The 15,070-nt window shown below is 53.1% G+C and carries 15 protein-coding genes; 3 read left to right on the top strand and 12 right to left on the bottom strand.

The features are described 5' to 3' along the window. Positions 1–58: 58 nt before the first annotated feature. On the top strand, positions 59–916 hold the full coding sequence (locus tag CHB59_RS05435) for a LysR family transcriptional regulator (protein ID WP_089375227.1): 858 nt from the start codon (positions 59–61) through the stop codon (positions 914–916). Between the two features lie 67 nt (positions 917–983). Here CHB59_RS05435 and pqqA read toward each other — a convergent pair whose 3' ends face one another. The 5 genes from pqqA to CHB59_RS05410 form a co-directional block, all read right to left on the bottom strand. Further along, entirely contained in the window at positions 984–1,055 is a 72-nt protein-coding gene (pqqA, locus tag CHB59_RS05430) for a pyrroloquinoline quinone precursor peptide PqqA (protein WP_081774944.1), read from the bottom strand. Between the two features lie 151 nt (positions 1,056–1,206). Then, positions 1,207–1,341 (bottom strand): entericidin A/B family lipoprotein, encoded by a 135-nt coding sequence (locus CHB59_RS05425; protein ID WP_089375226.1) that lies wholly within the window; start codon positions 1,339–1,341, stop codon positions 1,207–1,209. A gap of 99 nt (positions 1,342–1,440) precedes the next feature. After that, entirely contained in the window at positions 1,441–2,628 is a 1,188-nt protein-coding gene (lplT, locus tag CHB59_RS05420; RefSeq protein WP_089375225.1) for a lysophospholipid transporter LplT, read from the bottom strand. Then, a complete protein-coding gene (aas, locus tag CHB59_RS05415; protein ID WP_089375224.1) occupies positions 2,625–4,751 on the bottom strand; it encodes a bifunctional acyl-ACP--phospholipid O-acyltransferase/long-chain-fatty-acid--ACP ligase in 2,127 nt (708 codons plus the stop codon). Before aas ends, lplT begins: the two co-directional genes overlap by 4 nt. A 15-nt stretch (positions 4,752–4,766) precedes the next feature. After that, the gene (locus tag CHB59_RS05410) at positions 4,767–5,072 is read right to left on the bottom strand and encodes an ArsR/SmtB family transcription factor (protein ID WP_089375223.1); all 306 of its coding nucleotides are present in this window, start codon (positions 5,070–5,072) and stop codon (positions 4,767–4,769) included. 180 nt (positions 5,073–5,252) lie between these two features. Between CHB59_RS05410 and CHB59_RS05405 the strand changes: the two genes are divergently transcribed. Then, positions 5,253–5,981, top strand: a complete 729-nt coding sequence (locus tag CHB59_RS05405) for a 2OG-Fe dioxygenase family protein (protein ID WP_089375393.1) — start codon at positions 5,253–5,255, stop codon at positions 5,979–5,981. Positions 5,982–6,024: 43 nt separating this feature from the next. Here the strand turns inward: CHB59_RS05405 and CHB59_RS05400 are convergent, their stop codons facing one another. From CHB59_RS05400 to def, 7 genes are all read right to left on the bottom strand, one after another. Beyond that, positions 6,025–7,296 carry a sigma-54-dependent transcriptional regulator gene (locus tag CHB59_RS05400; RefSeq protein ID WP_089375222.1) on the bottom strand — a complete coding sequence of 424 codons (1,272 nt, stop codon included), beginning with the start codon at positions 7,294–7,296 and terminating at the stop codon, positions 6,025–6,027. Beyond that, on the bottom strand, positions 7,293–9,419 hold the full coding sequence (locus CHB59_RS05395) for an ATP-binding protein (protein WP_089375221.1): 2,127 nt from the start codon (positions 9,417–9,419) through the stop codon (positions 7,293–7,295). The genes CHB59_RS05400 and CHB59_RS05395 overlap by 4 nt, the downstream gene beginning before the upstream one ends. 7 nt (positions 9,420–9,426) lie before the next feature. After that, positions 9,427–9,933, bottom strand: a complete 507-nt coding sequence (locus CHB59_RS05390; protein WP_245835044.1) for a DUF4390 domain-containing protein — start codon at positions 9,931–9,933, stop codon at positions 9,427–9,429. A gap of 40 nt (positions 9,934–9,973) precedes the next feature. Next, positions 9,974–11,251 carry a 16S rRNA (cytosine(967)-C(5))-methyltransferase RsmB gene (rsmB, locus tag CHB59_RS05385; protein WP_089375219.1) on the bottom strand — a complete coding sequence of 426 codons (1,278 nt, stop codon included), beginning with the start codon at positions 11,249–11,251 and terminating at the stop codon, positions 9,974–9,976. A 2-nt stretch (positions 11,252–11,253) separates the two neighbouring features. Continuing rightward, a complete protein-coding gene (htpX, locus tag CHB59_RS05380; RefSeq protein ID WP_089375218.1) occupies positions 11,254–12,093 on the bottom strand; it encodes a zinc metalloprotease HtpX in 840 nt (279 codons plus the stop codon). Between the two features lie 133 nt (positions 12,094–12,226). After that, complete coding sequence (gene fmt, locus CHB59_RS05375; protein WP_089375217.1) at positions 12,227–13,153, bottom strand: methionyl-tRNA formyltransferase; 927 nt, start codon at positions 13,151–13,153, stop codon at positions 12,227–12,229. A gap of 9 nt (positions 13,154–13,162) precedes the next feature. After that, positions 13,163–13,666 carry a peptide deformylase gene (gene def, locus CHB59_RS05370; RefSeq protein ID WP_218816211.1) on the bottom strand — a complete coding sequence of 168 codons (504 nt, stop codon included), beginning with the start codon at positions 13,664–13,666 and terminating at the stop codon, positions 13,163–13,165. 267 nt (positions 13,667–13,933) lie between these two features. Here def and dprA point away from each other — a divergent pair, with 267 nt between their 5' ends. Further along, positions 13,934–15,022, top strand: a complete 1,089-nt coding sequence (dprA, locus tag CHB59_RS05365; RefSeq protein WP_089375216.1) for a DNA-processing protein DprA — start codon at positions 13,934–13,936, stop codon at positions 15,020–15,022. Positions 15,023–15,070: the final 48 nt, after the last annotated feature.

Raw genomic sequence — 15,070 nt, 5'->3', positions numbered from 1 at the left:
TGGTTTCTAATGGTATGACTGTCAATATATAATTGACAATATGAATCAACTGGAACAAATGCGGATTTACGCCGCAGTGGTCAAGAGCGGGAATTTCACAGCCGCTGCCGTGCAATTGGGTATCAGCAAACAACTGGTCAGCAAGCGTGTCATGGAGCTGGAAGAGCGTTTGGGCGCCCGCTTGCTGCACCGGACCACGCGTAAACTGTCACCCACAGAACTGGGGCGGGTATTTTTTGCGCGCTGCCTGAGTATCTTGCAGGCGGTCAATGAAGCTGAGCAGGAAATATCCAGCAGCACGGGTGAGCTGAGAGGCTTGCTACGGGTATCTGCGCCGGTTTCTTTTGCCAGCTTGGTGCTGGCACCAGCCCTGAACCAATTCATGCAGCTGCATCCCAGATTGGAAGTGATGCTGGATGTCGATAATCGCATGGTGGATGTGATCGGCGAAGGCTATGACATGGTCATCCGTATTACCAAACAGCCGGATGAAGGTTTTGTGGCCCGCAAGCTCACCGATTCTTCACTGGTCTACTGCTGTAGTCCGGATTATCTGGCACGGTATGGCAGCCCGCAATCCCCTGCGCAGCTTGGGCAGCATCGATGTCTCGCATCAAAGGCTGCGGAATGGTTGTTCAAGGATGCCGGTGAGTTGCTGAAGTTGCAGGTACACCCGGTGTTGCGCTCAAACCACGGGGAGGTGATGTGTGAGGCAGCAATCGCCGGGCTGGGTATTGTTGGCTTGCCTGGATTCTACGTAGAGCAGGCCATTCGGCGCGGCGAGCTGGTGCAGGTATTGCAGGACTATACGCCGGATATCGGGGCGGTCTATGCGCTTTATCCGCAACACAGGCAGGCATCCCTGATGGTACGCAGTTTTGCTGATTTCCTGCAGGAGTGGTTCAAGACGGAGTGATGCTGATATATCAAAAGCAAAAGGGAGCGTTGACGCTCCCTTTTGCGGTGTGTACTGCAACAATCAATTAGCGATTGCAAACGTACATAGTAACTTCAAAGCCGAAACGCATTTCGGTAACTTCTGGCTTGGTCCACATAATAAACTCCTTCGGTAGTAAGTATATGAGTCGGGATAGCAACCGTTTTGCAAACTGCAGAACGTGAGACAGACTTTACGCTTACCGAAGGAAGCTGACATGAGTGTTAGCCATTAAAACCCACTCATGATTTTCATTAGATGCAGAGGTGTCAGCTATGTTTATTAGCTGCATTTTCCAGTTTCTCGCCGCCCTTCTGGATATCCTGCCCTGCACCTTTCATGGTGTTGCAGCCAGCCAGTGCGATCAGTCCACACAGCATCAGGAATGCAGTCAGTTTCTTCATGGCCTTGCTCCTTGAGTTGATAGTGTCCATCTAATATAGAGACTCTAGCGCAACAGCAGATTCGGGGATTGGCTGAATGATGGGTAGGAAATTTCCTACTCATCCCTGCTGGCGGATGCGCCACCAGGCGAGCCCGCCAATGGCAACCAGTACCAATGCCCCTATGGTAATGGTGGTGGGGATCACTGGGACCTGTTGCTTGCTGAGCAGGATATAGATTGCCATCATCAAGAGCATGCTGATGTTTTCGAACAGATTCTGGATGGCAATGGCATGGCCTGAGTCGATCGACGCATGGCCTCTTTCCTGCAGCAGGGCATTCAGCGGCACGGCATAAAATCCACCGAGAAAACCGATCACCAAAAGCCAGGCAATGGCCATATAGAGGTGGCTACTATAAGCAAATGCGATGATGGCGGCACCGACTAGTATGCCTGCCGGTAATGCGCGGTTGATTGTGCGCAGGTTGATCCAGCGTGCTGCAGCAAATGCACCGAGGGCGATGCCAATAGCGACAGCACCGCTGAGGTTGGCGGGTGTGCTCAAATCGTCAATATGCAGCGCAACAGGCACCCATGCTACCAGCAGGAAGCGCAGAGTGCTGCCTGCACCCCAGAAGAGGCTGGTGCCGATGATGGAGAATCTCGCATCGGGATCCTGCATCAGTCTGCGGCTTGCCTGAATAAAGTCCCGGCACATTGCCAATGGCACAAAGCTGGTGAGTGGGTGTGACGGAGGCAGGCGCGGGATGAGCAGATTGAATATGGCCGCCAGCAAATAAGCTGTTGCGACAGCATATAAGGCTCCCATTAGCCAATAGTCCGCGAGCAGGCCTCCAAGCACGGCACCCAGCAGGATGGCCACGATGGTGGAGCCTTCCATCAGGCTGTTGGCCTTGACCAGTTTGTCTGTGGATACCAACTCACTGAGAATGCCATATTTGGCCGGGGAATAGGCTGCCGCGCCCAGGCCGACCATGCCATAGGCCAGCAACGGATCAAGACCAGCCAGCATGGCAGATGCCCCGAGGAATTTCATACCATTGGCGATCAGCATGACCCTACCCTTGGGCAGGGTATCGGCAAACGGGCCGGCAAACGGTGCCAGTATGATGTAGGCAATCACGAAAAATTCCTGCAGCAGGGGAATTTGCCATTCCGGGGCGCTGCCTGTTTTCAGGAGGGCGATGGCAGTGAACAGCAAGGCATTGTCTGCCAGTGCGGAAGTGAACTGCGCCAGCATGACAGCCAGCATGCCGCGGCTGAGGAGTGAGTGTTGTGGGTTCATGCAGAGGTTCCGTTGTCCGCCATATGCTTGAGAGCGACGTAATCTGTCTTGCCTGTTCCCAGCAAGGGCAGTGCCTTGACTTTCACAATCCTGCGGGCAATGGCCAGTTCGCTATTGCCGGTTTTGCGGGCGGCCTGTATCAGGGAGTCGCGTTCAAGTGCTGTATCCGTGGTGTAAAGCACAATGTTCTCGCCACGTTGCGCGTCATGTTGCGTTGTTGCAGCATGCTGGTGTGACGGGGAGGCAGTATTGGCAAGCAGTTCTGCTGTTTCCAGCGATACCATTTCCCCGGCAATCTTGGCAAAGCGTTTTGCCCGGCCCTGAATGGTGACGAAGCCGCGTGTATCAATGCTGACAATATCCCCCGTGTCATACCAGCCATCCTCTGGAGGCTGTAGCTTGCCTGGCTCCTGATAGAGGTAATAGCCCTGCATGACATTGGCTCCTTTGACTTTGAGAAGTCCGCCATTCTCAATACCAGGCACTGGGTGCAGCTTGTGATCCAGGCCGGGCAACAGCTTGCCAACACTGCCTGCCTGATATGCCATGGGCGTGTTAACTGCCAGTACAGGCGCACATTCTGTCGCGCCATAGCCTTCCAGGATGCGGATGCCGAATTTATCCATCCATAGCTGGCGCACTTCAGCGTTGAGTTTTTCTGCCCCGGCGACGACATAGCGTATTTTGTAGAAGTCATACGGATGAGCGAATTTGGCGTAATTGCCGAGAAAAGTGCTGGTGCCAAACAATGCAGTGCAGCCTCGGTCATAGATCAACTCAGGGATGATGCGGTAATGCAAGGGGGAAGGGTAAATGAATACTTTGCTGCCACATAGCAGCGGCATGATGCCGCCACAGGTAAAGCCGAAGGCATGGAACAAAGGCAATGCCATCATGAATTTGTCCTGATGTGAAAAGTCGATCACGGCACGGATTTGGGCAATATTGGCCAGAATGCCACGGTGGCTGTGTGCTACGCCCTTGGGTTTTCCTTCTGAACCTGAGGTAAACAACACAACGGCAGTGGAGTCAGGATGCTGTGGCTGGGCAATATGCCTGGGGCAGCATAATGTATAGAGCAGCCATAACTTATCCCACAGGCGGAATGCACTGCGCATATCCTCCAGGTATACGATATTGATGTCGGCCAGGCTGGCGACCAGCTCTGTCAGTTTGGCAGTTTCAAGGAAGCTGCGTGAGGTAATGACGGTCTTGATGTTAGCCGCGATGCAGGCGTTCTGGATACCGCTGGCTCCTGCCGTGTAGTTCAGCATGGCTGGCACCCTGCCGAATGCGCTCATGCCAAAAACCAGCGCGATCGTGTTGGTGACATTGGGCATCAAAACCCCCACGGTTTCGTCTACAGTACTTACTTTTGCGGCAATACGACCTAGTGCCAGGCTTTTCTTGAGCAGTGCGCCATAGTTTTCCTCGACCTGCTGCATATCTTCTATCAGTTTGTATTGGCGGCCATAGGTGCCAATGGCATCCAGTAGCGAGCCATACAAGGTATTGGCTGGCTCTGAAGCAAACATCATGTGTTGCATGATGCTCTGTAATTGTTCTCCAGCCAGTTTACGTCTTTGCTTGGCGCTGGGAGCATCTGGCATGGGAATTGTGGTGGGAGGCAGGATGGTCAGGGATATTCTGGGGGAAAATCGGCGCGGGAAATCATGCCCAAGGCGGCTGAACCAGCTTTTTTCCGCACCACGGATGCAGACAGGCAGGATAGTGGCACCAGTTTTCGCTGCGACAAATGCCGGGCCATCATAGGCTTTCATCAGGCTGCCTGTGAGCGTGATGCGCCCTTCCGGAAAAATCATGACGGATTCACCTGCCTCCAGCAGCCGGATCACATGTTTCATTGCCAGTGGGCTGTTGGTGTCTACCGCCAGGTAAGGTACATGCTTGAGTATCCAGCGGAAGAACCAGTTGTCGAGTACCGTAGTATGGACAAGAAACGTCGTGCGGATGGGCAGGAACAGACCAAGCAGGAAACCGTCAAGGAAGGACACATGATTGCTGATAATGAGCAGTTTCTCAGGGGATGGGATATGTTCATGTCCCGATACCTGGATGCGGAACAGCAGTCGGCTGATGGTTCTGGTCAATGACAACAACATTGGATGCTTCCCTCGTCAGATCTCTTGCTGAATATAATGCAGTACGCTTTCCAATGCTGTCTGCATATAAGTTTTATCAATGGAAAACAGTACTTCCTTGCCTGCCTTGACGCTTTTCAGTGCCCCACCCTGCTCCAGTACCTTGAGATGATGTGTGATGGCTGAGCGGCTCAGCTCGGAACCTGCCACGATCTGGCTGATATTCAATTGCTCACCGGATTCGAACGAAAGCAGAATGCGCTGACGGTGAGCATCGCCAAGCGCAACGAATAAATGGGAGATGTTCTGCCACTCGGGTGGGATCTGAATACATGATTTCATAACTAAATAATTAGTTATTTAGTTTATTGTGTCAACAATTTTTTTCAAAGATAGCTGACGATTCGCTAATATGCTGGTTATGGGACGACAGAAGGTTTCCAGATGTCTGTCCATATTCTGGCCGGATGGCCATCAGCGGAAAGATCAAACAGGCAGTTTTAATTGAATGAAAAGCATTTGATGCAGCTAGATGATACGGTAAGTCTGAGCGAGAACATCGCCAGTGAAGGATTCAGTTTTGTTTCCGGGCAGCAGGTGAAGGCCTTGCTGCAGCAGCGGGACCCTGATGCTCTCGCCGACTGGGAAAGTTTTGATGCCAGTTGGGATGGAATGCCGCTGGATGAGTATATGGCAGATGGGGGACGATATCGCCGCCGCCGTTTTGCCACCCTGAGTGCAGGCCCCGACGGGCCAGTGACACTGGAACCTCCGCAACCGCACTACCAAAGCCGGGAGTACAACTCATTGAATGGCGGAGTGGCACGGGTTTATGAGCCGATTCCGGCCAGCCTGATGCGTGGGTCCACCATGCAGAGCGTACTGTCAGTATGCCGTGATTTGTTCAATAGTTTGCGTCCGGGAGCACGTTGGCATATCGAAGTCCATCAATTCCGGATTGAAGCCAATCAGCAGGAACGGGGGCAGCCTGCACCCGAAGGCATACACCGGGATGGGGTGGACTATGTGCTGGTGATGATGGTCAAGCGTGTCAATATCTCCAGTGGCACTACGACTTTGCACAATCTGGATAGGGTCATGCTGGATAGTTTTACCCTGACTAACCCCATGGACTGGGCATTGGTGGATGACAGGCGATGCATGCATGGAGTCACGCCTGTAGAGCAGATTGATACTAGCCAGGTCGCCTATCGTGATGTACTGGTAGTGACGTTTACCAAGAAAATTTGAGATGTTGTATCTGCCAGTCCAGCTGGCTGGCAGATGCGGGGAATTATTTGGGTTTTACGCCCAGCTGTTTGAGTTTGCGATACAGATGGGTGCGTTCCAGTTGCACATTCTCTGCTACTTTACTCATATTGCCGCCTGCCTTGGTAATATGATATTCAAAATACAGGCGTTCAAAATCATCACGTGCTTCTCTCAATGGTTGTTCCAGATCAATGGCTGTTGCGGAAGACGAGCTATTGCCACCTTGTTCCTGATGCATCTGAGCAAACTGCCCTATGACACGATTGACATCAATCAGCGTGATTTTCTCGCCTAGCGAGGTTTGCACCAGATTACGGATGACACTGTCCAGTTGTGCAAGATTGCCAGGCCAGTCTGCGTTGCGTAAGGCATTCAGGGCGGCAATATCAAACTCGCGATAGGCCGCTTCACCGGATTCAACCATCAGGGTTACCATGGAGTTGGCCAGGTCAGGAATATCCTCACGATGATCTTCAAGTGCAGGGACACTGATCGTGGTAATAGACAGGGTCTGCAGCAGATTGTTGTCAAATGCACCCTCTCCTACCATCTGCGGCAGCGCACATGAAGTGCCACAGACGATACGTACTTCATATTTCTCTGCTTTCGTCAGTAGAAGCATTAACCCTTTTTGTTCTGTCTTGCTGAGATCAGCAACTTCGGGAATAAAAATCAGCCCGCCAGCTGTTTGTTCCAGCAACTCTAATGGAGCTGAGGCCAGACGCTCACTCTCACTCAGTACCAGCCAGGGAGTGTCGGATTGATGCAGGAAACGTGCACACAATTCCAGTCCGCTGCCCTTGGCGCCGATCAGTAATAATGCGGATGTGAGGCTGGCAACTTGTTCCAGCCGCTGGCGTAGCTCACTGATGACTGCACTTTTACCCAGATTGACCAGGCACATGTCCGAGCGAGGCAGTTGTTCTCCATGCTTGAGCGCAGCATTGACAGTCTTGAGCAGCTTCTGCAGCGCAATAGGTTTTTCCAGGAAATCAAAAGCTCCAATCCGGGTAGCTTCCACAGCCGTATCAATCGTGCCATGGCCTGACATCATGACCACCGGCATGGTCAGCAGGCCGCCATTGCCCCATTCCTTGAGCAGGCTGATCCCATCGCAATCCGGCATCCAGATGTCCAGCAATACCAGGTCAGGGCGTGCCTGCTGGCGCCATGTACGTGCTTCCGCAGCATTTTCCGCGAGGCGTACTTGGTAGCCTTCATCCTGCAAAATGTCTCTCAATAATTCGCGAATGCCAATTTCGTCATCCACGACTAGCACTTGCCTTGCTGTCATTGCTTGCGCTCCGCTATTGGTATGGTCACGGTGACGATGGCACCGTGATGTTCAAGGTTTTCTACCTTGATATTGCCTTTATGTTCTTCAATGATTTTCTTGACGATAGCCAGACCCAACCCTGTTCCATGATGCTTTGTCGTCATATAGGGCTCAAATGCATGCGACAGGATTTCGAGCGGGAAGCCGGTACCATTGTCCTGCACGCATAGTTTGACTTTATCCTCTACCAGTTTGCAGTCAATCTTGATCTCCGGTTGTTCATGGTCATCCAATGCATCCTGGGCATTCTGCAGCAGGTTGTGCAATACCTGCCGTAACATGGTGGCATCACCGTAGACCTTGGGCAGGTCTGCAGGAATATCTACCATGATACTGACATTTCCGGCCTCGTATAATGCCAGTACATCCTGGATGAGCTGTTTAAGGTCTACAGTACTGGGGTTCAATACCGGTAAGCGTGCATATTCACTGAACTCGTTGACCATGGTTTTCATGGCGTTGACCTGGGCAATGATGGTGGCTGTTGCCCTGCCCAGCATTTCTGCATCATTGTTGTCCAGTTTGGCTGCCAGCTTGTGCTCCAGGCGTTCAGCAGAAAGTTGGATCGGGGTCAGCGGGTTCTTGATTTCATGCGCCAGCCTGCGCGCTACTTCTGCCCATGCTGCATCACGCTGGGCCTGTGCCATCTGCGTAATATCATCGAATACGACAACAAAGCCTCCATCGACTCCTGCAGGCAGGCGAGTGCCACGCACCAGCAGAACTTGTTTGCCCTGGCTGGTCTGGATTTCCATCTGTTCCTGCCACTCGGTGGCAGCATCAGCCTTGAAATATACCTGGATGCGGTTGACGAAACCCGCCAGAGTTTCCTGTTGGTGGACAAGCATGTCCAACGGCTGGTTGACTGAGGCTTCACTGAGTTTTACGTCAAGAATGTGGGAGGCGGCATAGTTGAAAGTACGCAGTTGTCCTTTTTCTCCAAGCACCAGGACGCCGGAAGACAAGTGGGCGAGGATGGTCTCCAGAAAGCCGCGTGCGGCCTCTACACGTGACCGATTACGTTCTGCTGCCTGCGTGGCATCATTGAGCTGGCGCGTCATGCTGTTGAAGGACTGTACCAGGATACCCAATTCATCCTTGCCATGGGCCGGCAGTACGGTGTCATAGTCTCCGCGAGCAATTGCACGCGTTCCTTCGGCCAGAATACCCAAGGGCGCAGATAGGCGGCGACTGAGCACGAAGGCAAAGGCAATCGATGACAACATGGCGAGCATAAGCACCAGCGTCAGCGTCAGGGAAAATACTTCTTTCAGCGATTCCCGGCTGAAGGAAAGCTCCTGATAATCTTCGTAAACCCCTTGTACGGCTTCAGCAGTTTCTGACAGGGATTTGGGCACAGGTTGCAATAATTGCAGTACACGTGTTTCTCCCGCCATATCGTTCATAATGACCGGGGACAGCACCCTCAGGTAAAGGCCTTTACCAAGAATGGGCTCAATGACGCCATACACATGCTGGCGTCCTTGCCGGAGCTGAGGTACGCTGGGCAAGTCTGGCAGGAAGCTTGAAGGGTCACTGCTGGAAAACGCCAGGATGCGGCCCTGCAGCGTCAGCAGCACTGCATCGCGCACCCCGCTTTTCTCCCGCAGGTCATTGATGGCACTCAAATGCAGGTTGCCAGGCTGGAATGCCAGCGATAGCGCCATGGTCTCTGCTTTATCCTCAAGGTCGGACAGCATGATATCCAGTGCACTTTGCCCTAGTCGCAGGCCGCCCTCCAAGGCTGCTTCCACCTTGACGTTGAACCATGATTCAATCGAGCGGGTAAGAAAATTGACTGAAACGGCATATACCATGACACCGGGAATGATGGCCATGAGAGCAAAACTGCCAAGCAGCCGCAATGTCAGGCGGCTGCCCATGACGCTGCTGCGCATCTGGCGATATAAACGCCATAGCTGGATGCCGATGAGGATGATGAGAGAGACTGCCAGCGCCATGTTGAGCGTCAGCAGCAGGCTGTAGTAGTGGCCGCTGGCAGCAGTGCGGGTGCTGGCATGGGAGAGCAGGTAGAGCAGGATCGCTCCCAGGGCTGCACTGATAAAGACAATATACTTCATGGCTGAATTACTGCAGGAGTACCGGAGTCCAGCGGAAACGTTCGGAAGCCATGTTCCAGTCTTCTGAATTCATGGAGTCTACTTGTAATGCCTTGGGCAGCTTGGATTGGTCAATGCGCATGCGCAGGCCGGCCTGGTAGTGTTCGTCTGCTTTCAACAGGCTTTGATCCAGCACTTGCCAGTTGCGGATATGGGCAAGCTCGTCCTTGGCTTCCTGCAGCGTGGTAAAGGAAAGCTGATGTCCATCGCGGTTGACGAGGTATTGTCGGGAGAGTGCGTGATAATTCAGGGAGACTTTGCTGGTCAGGCTGACGATTTCATCGTCGAACCAATAGCGGCGTGGAGATACCAGCTGGAATTCCACCAGGAAATTCAATGGCATGCCTTTATTGATGGCATCTTCCAGTGCAGTGCTTAGGGCAAGAGTGAAATCGGCATCAAGCAGATAAGCTGTACCGTCTTCTGAAGCGGTGAGTTCAGCAGAGTTGATGACAAGGCTGCTCTGGTTGGCCATGATGGGCCAACTGAGAAAGGTAAGTAATAATAGGAACAGCCTAAACTTTTTGCAGCAAAGCGTAAAAGAAGCCGTCATGGTCTGTACCGGGAAGTAATTGTCCGTGATTGTTTGTTAATTCGACATGCTTGAAAGGCAATAAGCGTGCATCGTCATGAGACTGCAGGAATTGCTCGATCTGCTGCCGGTTTTCTTCATGAAACACAGAGCATGTCACGTAAAGCAATTTACCACCCTTTGCCAATAGTCGCCACAAACCCTGCAATATCCCCTTCTGTTGCTTGGAGAATGTCTCGATATCCTGTGCCCGGCGCAACCATTTGATATCCACGTGGCGGCGTACGATGCCGGAAGCTGTACAGGGAACATCCGCGAGAATGCGATCATAGGGTACACCATCCCACCATGCTTGCGGCAAGCCGGCATCGCCTTGTACAAGGGTTGCGTTCAGCTGCAGGCGCTCCATGTTCTGCCGGACCCTTTCCAGGCGGCTGGCATCATTATCCATCGCTGACATGTCGACATCGGCCAGCTCCAAGATATGACCGGTCTTGCCACCAGGTGCGCAGCAGGCATCCAGCACACGCATGCCTGCACTTACATCCAGTTCTTGTGCCGCAAACTGGGCACCCCAATCCTGGACAGAAACATGCCCTTGCCCAAACCCAGGCAATTGATGCACGGGCACGGCCTTGCCCAGCATGATGGCCTGCTCGCCCACCTGTCTGGCGTCCCAGCCTTCAGCCTGCAGGAGATGCAGGTAATCCGGCGTTGCCATATGCCGCTGGTTGATGCGCAAGGTCATGGGAGGGTGCTGGTTGCCTGCTTCCAGCATGGCTTGCCAGTGATCGGGATATTGCTGCCGGAGTTTATTGATCCACCATTGGGGATAGGAATAGTGTATGGCTTCGTTGTCTGGCAGGCGCTGCTCCAATGCTTCGCGCTGGCGCAGAAAGTTGCGCAGGACTGCATTGACCAAGCCTTTGGCCCAGGTTTTGCGTGATTTTTCTGCAGCAAGCACAGCCTGGTTGACCACAGTATGTGCGCCAGCCTTGTCGTAGACAAGCTGATACAGGCTGACCAATAGCAAGTGGTGAATGAAGGCGTTAGTCAATGGTTTCTGCAATAGCTGTTGCAGAAATGCCTCCAGTCTGGTGTGGAAGCGTATCGTGCCATACGCGAGGTCCTGGCTTGTAGCGCGTTGTTGTGGCGTGATGTTGCGATGGTGCTGGAACAACTCCTCAAGTGCGACGGATAAGTTACGCCCTCCCAATACCTGTCCTACTGCTTGCGCGGCCAGCTGTTGCGATATCTGCATACTTAGGCTGCCATGGCCATGAGTCTTGCGATGCGTTCCTCAGTCTGGGGATGAGTGCTGAACAAACCCTTGATGCCGTCGGCGGAGAGTGGGTTGATAATCATCATTTGCGCAGTTTCAGGATGTTGTTCTGCTGTTTCCAGAGGAATCTTATGGGCATAACTGTGTATTTTCTGTAATGCGGCAGCGAGTGCTGTCGGATCGTTAGAGATTTCTGCTCCAGCGCGATCTGCCTCGAACTCACGTGCGCGGGAAATGGCCATTTGTATCAGCATGGCGGCAATCGGTGCCAGGATCATGATCAGGATGGCGACCGCGGGGTGTACGCCGCGATCTCTGCCATGGGCAAACAGCATGCCAAACTGGGCGATGGATGAGATGGCACCGGCAATGGTGGCCGAAATAGTGGAAATCAGCGTATCCCGATGTTTGACATGTGCCAGCTCATGCGCCATGACCCCACGCAGTTCACGGGTCGTGAGTAACTGCATGATGCCGGTGGTTGCCGCCACTGCAGCATTTTCCGGATTACGGCCTGTGGCAAAGGCATTGGGTTGCGCTTCATCTATGATATAGACCTTGGGCATGGGGAGTTCTGCGTTGCGGGCCAACTCACTCACCATATTGTAGAATTCCGGGGCGCTGGTGGCATCGACTTCCCGTGCGTTGTACATCTTGAGCACGGCCTTGTCGGAAAACCAGTACGCATAGACATTCATGGCAGCTGCGATCAATAATGCGATCAGCATGCCACCTGCTCCGCCTAGAGCAGCACCCACTGTGCCAAACAATACGACAATCCCTGCCATGAGGATGGACGTCTTGAGCCAATTACCTACCATTCTGACTTACTCCAATAAATTCGCTGTGTGAGGCAAATGAGCTTGCCTGAGAAAGATTGCCACATTTAGATAGCGGTCAGGGAAGAAAATTCAAGTGAAGGCGTGAATTTTTCGCAGGAGGTGTATCCATGATCTAGTGGCCAAACCTCTCGCCCGGCAATAAGGGATTGCCTGCCAGAAAGTCCCGTGCCTTGAGGCGCTTGCCGCCCGGTAACTGTAACTCCTCGATTTTCAGCAGTCCTGTACCGCAGCCGACAATGATACCGTCATCAACAGAATGAATGACCCCAGCCGCTGCACTACCAGGCAATGCACGGCACATCCAGATGCGGCAGGTTTCACCCTTGAGAGTGCTTTGCGCTACCGGGAACGGGTTGAAAGCTCGTACCTGGCGGGATATTGCTTCGGCACTTTGATTCCAATTGATGGCAGCTTCAGCTTTCTGCAGCTTTTCCGCATAAGTGACCAGGGATTCATCCTGGGGTTCAGCGGTCAGCATGCCATCCTGTTCCAGCTGGTTCATGGCCTGCAGCATGAGTCTGGCCCCGATATCTGCAAGCCCATCATGCAGGGACTGGGCAGTATCCTGGTCAGTGATGGGCAAGACACCACGTATGATCATGGCGCCAGCGTCCAGCGCCGGTACAACCTCCATGATGGTAACGCCGGTTTCCTGGTCACCTGCAAGCAGGGATCGTTGTATCGGCGCTGCGCCACGCCAGCGTGGCAGCAGGGACGCATGGATATTGAAGCAACCATGGCGCGGCATATTGAGGACAGCGGTAGGGATAATCAGGCCATAGGCCGCGACCACCAGCGCATCTGCCTCTTCTGCGGCTATACGGGCCTGGACCGCTTCGTCCTTCAGTGTCTCCGGCTGCAAGACTGGGATGTTGTGCTGCAGTGCCAGGGTTTTGACCGGGCTGGGCTTCAGTTTCATGCCGCGCCCGGCAGGCCGGTCTGGCTGGGTCAGCACCAGGCTGACTTCATGGGAGGACTGGATCAGGGCTGCCAATGCAGGGACGGCAAATTCCGGAGTGCCGGCATAGATGATTTTCATATCGGGGTATCAGGCGCGTTCACGCTGGCGCTTTTTGAGCTTGTTCTTGATGCGGGTCTGCTTGAGGCCAGAGAGATATTCCACAAACACCTTGCCCAACAGATGATCTATTTCATGCTGGATGCAGACGGCAAGCAGCCCTTCTGCTTCAAGCGAGAAGGGTTTGCCATGTTCATCCAGCGCTTCTACGGTCACTTTTTCGGCACGTGTGACCGTATCATAGATATTGGGTACGGACAGGCAGCCTTCTTCATATTGCTGGGTACCGGAAGCCTGCACAATGCGAGGATTGATGAATACGCGCAACTCGCTTTTATCTTCGGACAGATCCATGACAATCACTTGTTTGTGCACATCAACCTGGGTGGCAGCCAGGCCTATGCCAGGCGCTGCATACATGGTTTCTGCCATGTCACGCACCAGCCGCCGGATGTCATCATCGACGGTTTCGACAGGTGCCGCTACCTGATGCAGGCGCGGATCAGGATATGTCAGGATATTCAAAAGTGCCATAAATGCTTGCTTGTTTAAAATATTGAAAGCAGAATTCGTTGCTGGTTGCAACGTATCAATTAATGTGTGTATTCACTGAATGATGGAGGACATACACGCCATGTATGGACGCATTATAACGCCGCTTGCTTCTTGTTGCCCTATTTTGCCGATTATCACGTCTCCGATAAATTTTTCCCGTGATATTGCGCCGCTGCGTAAGTATTGGGAAAGGATACCTGTCATCTTACAGAAAACCGTATTAACTCACTGCCAGGTTGTGATGAAATGACGCTTGCCAGTACTCATCAAGAAGAAGCAGGGCTCTGGGTCAGCCTCAGTCTGGTTCCGGGCCTGGGTAGCCAGATGTTGTGCCAGTTATTGGCCGCTTTCGGTTCACCAGAGCAGATATATAGTGCCAGTCGTCAGCGTTTGCGTGACATCGTGCCGGATACCGTTGCCAATGCCATTACGGCAGGACCTGCAGAAGAGTTGCAATTGATGATTGCAGCCTGGCTGCAACAGGCTGGCAACCATCTGGTGACGTTGGCAGATGCCAGTTACCCGCAAGCGTTACTGGATATTCCCAACCCTCCTCCACTGCTATACACCAAAGGTGACCTGAAACTGCTCAATATGCCCTCCATTGCTGTGGTCGGGAGTCGTCATGCCAGCCCGCAAGGAGAGAAAAATGCCGAAGAGTTCTCGGCAGCCTTGAGCCAGCATGGTTTATGTATTGTCAGTGGGATGGCACTAGGCATTGATGGCGCTGCGCACCGCGGGGCGCTGAAAGTGGGCGGAAAAACAATTGCGGTGGTCGGGACTGGGCTGGATATTGTCTACCCGGCCCGGCACCGCAACCTTGCTCATCAAATTGCAGAGCATGGGTTGATAGTCTCCGAGTTTGCCCTGGGGACACCATCACGTGCCCAGAATTTTCCACGCAGGAATCGTATTATCAGTGGTCTGAGCCAGGGATGCCTAGTGATTGAAGCCAATGTGCAGAGCGGATCACTCATTACGGCGCGGCTGGCGGCGGAACAGGGGCGCGAGGTTTTTGCCATTCCGGGATCCATCCATTCGCCGCTGGCTAAAGGATGTCATCAATTGATCAAGCAGGGGGCAAAACTGGTGGAGGGTACGCAGGACATCCTGGATGAAATGAAGATTGCACCCCGCATTGATGTGCCGTTGTCTGAGCACCCGTCCGAATGCCACCCTTTACTTGATGAGATGGGTTATGACCCTGTGGGTATTGATGTGCTGGCAGCAAGATGCAGCTTGACGCCGGAAATCCTTTCGGCCATGCTGCTAGTGCTGGAGTTGGAAGGTAAAGTCACTTCTTTACCGGGAGGGCGTTTCCAGCGTGTCGCCTAACTCTGTGCAGCATATCAACACGACAACTGGCGATTCGACATTGCCGTT

The organism is Methylobacillus rhizosphaerae, from assembly GCF_900187985.1.
In the GTDB taxonomy this organism is placed as follows: Bacteria; Pseudomonadota; Gammaproteobacteria; order Burkholderiales; family Methylophilaceae; genus Methylobacillus; species Methylobacillus rhizosphaerae.
Note: the sequence above shows the minus strand (reverse complement) of the source record. Positions and strands in the feature narration are given on the sequence as shown.

Coding starts and splice junctions, on each gene's coding strand:
- CHB59_RS05390 (WP_245835044.1), bottom strand. CDS start 9,933: ATGGCCAACCAGAGCAGCCTTGTCATCAACTCTGCTGAACTCACCGCT.
- htpX (WP_089375218.1), bottom strand. CDS start 12,093: ATGGTAGGTAATTGGCTCAAGACGTCCATCCTCATGGCAGGGATTGTC.
- CHB59_RS05425 (WP_089375226.1), bottom strand. CDS start 1,341: ATGAAGAAACTGACTGCATTCCTGATGCTGTGTGGACTGATCGCACTG.
- CHB59_RS05435 (WP_089375227.1), top strand. CDS start 59: ATGCGGATTTACGCCGCAGTGGTCAAGAGCGGGAATTTCACAGCCGCT.
- dprA (WP_089375216.1), top strand. CDS start 13,934: ATGACGCTTGCCAGTACTCATCAAGAAGAAGCAGGGCTCTGGGTCAGC.
- CHB59_RS05395 (WP_089375221.1), bottom strand. CDS start 9,419: ATGAAGTATATTGTCTTTATCAGTGCAGCCCTGGGAGCGATCCTGCTC.
- CHB59_RS05405 (WP_089375393.1), top strand. CDS start 5,253: ATGCAGCTAGATGATACGGTAAGTCTGAGCGAGAACATCGCCAGTGAA.
- def (WP_218816211.1), bottom strand. CDS start 13,666: ATGGCACTTTTGAATATCCTGACATATCCTGATCCGCGCCTGCATCAG.
- lplT (WP_089375225.1), bottom strand. CDS start 2,628: ATGAACCCACAACACTCACTCCTCAGCCGCGGCATGCTGGCTGTCATG.
- CHB59_RS05410 (WP_089375223.1), bottom strand. CDS start 5,072: ATGAAATCATGTATTCAGATCCCACCCGAGTGGCAGAACATCTCCCAT.
- aas (WP_089375224.1), bottom strand. CDS start 4,751: ATGTTGTTGTCATTGACCAGAACCATCAGCCGACTGCTGTTCCGCATC.
- rsmB (WP_089375219.1), bottom strand. CDS start 11,251: ATGCAGATATCGCAACAGCTGGCCGCGCAAGCAGTAGGACAGGTATTG.
- CHB59_RS05400 (WP_089375222.1), bottom strand. CDS start 7,296: ATGACAGCAAGGCAAGTGCTAGTCGTGGATGACGAAATTGGCATTCGC.
- fmt (WP_089375217.1), bottom strand. CDS start 13,153: ATGAAAATCATCTATGCCGGCACTCCGGAATTTGCCGTCCCTGCATTG.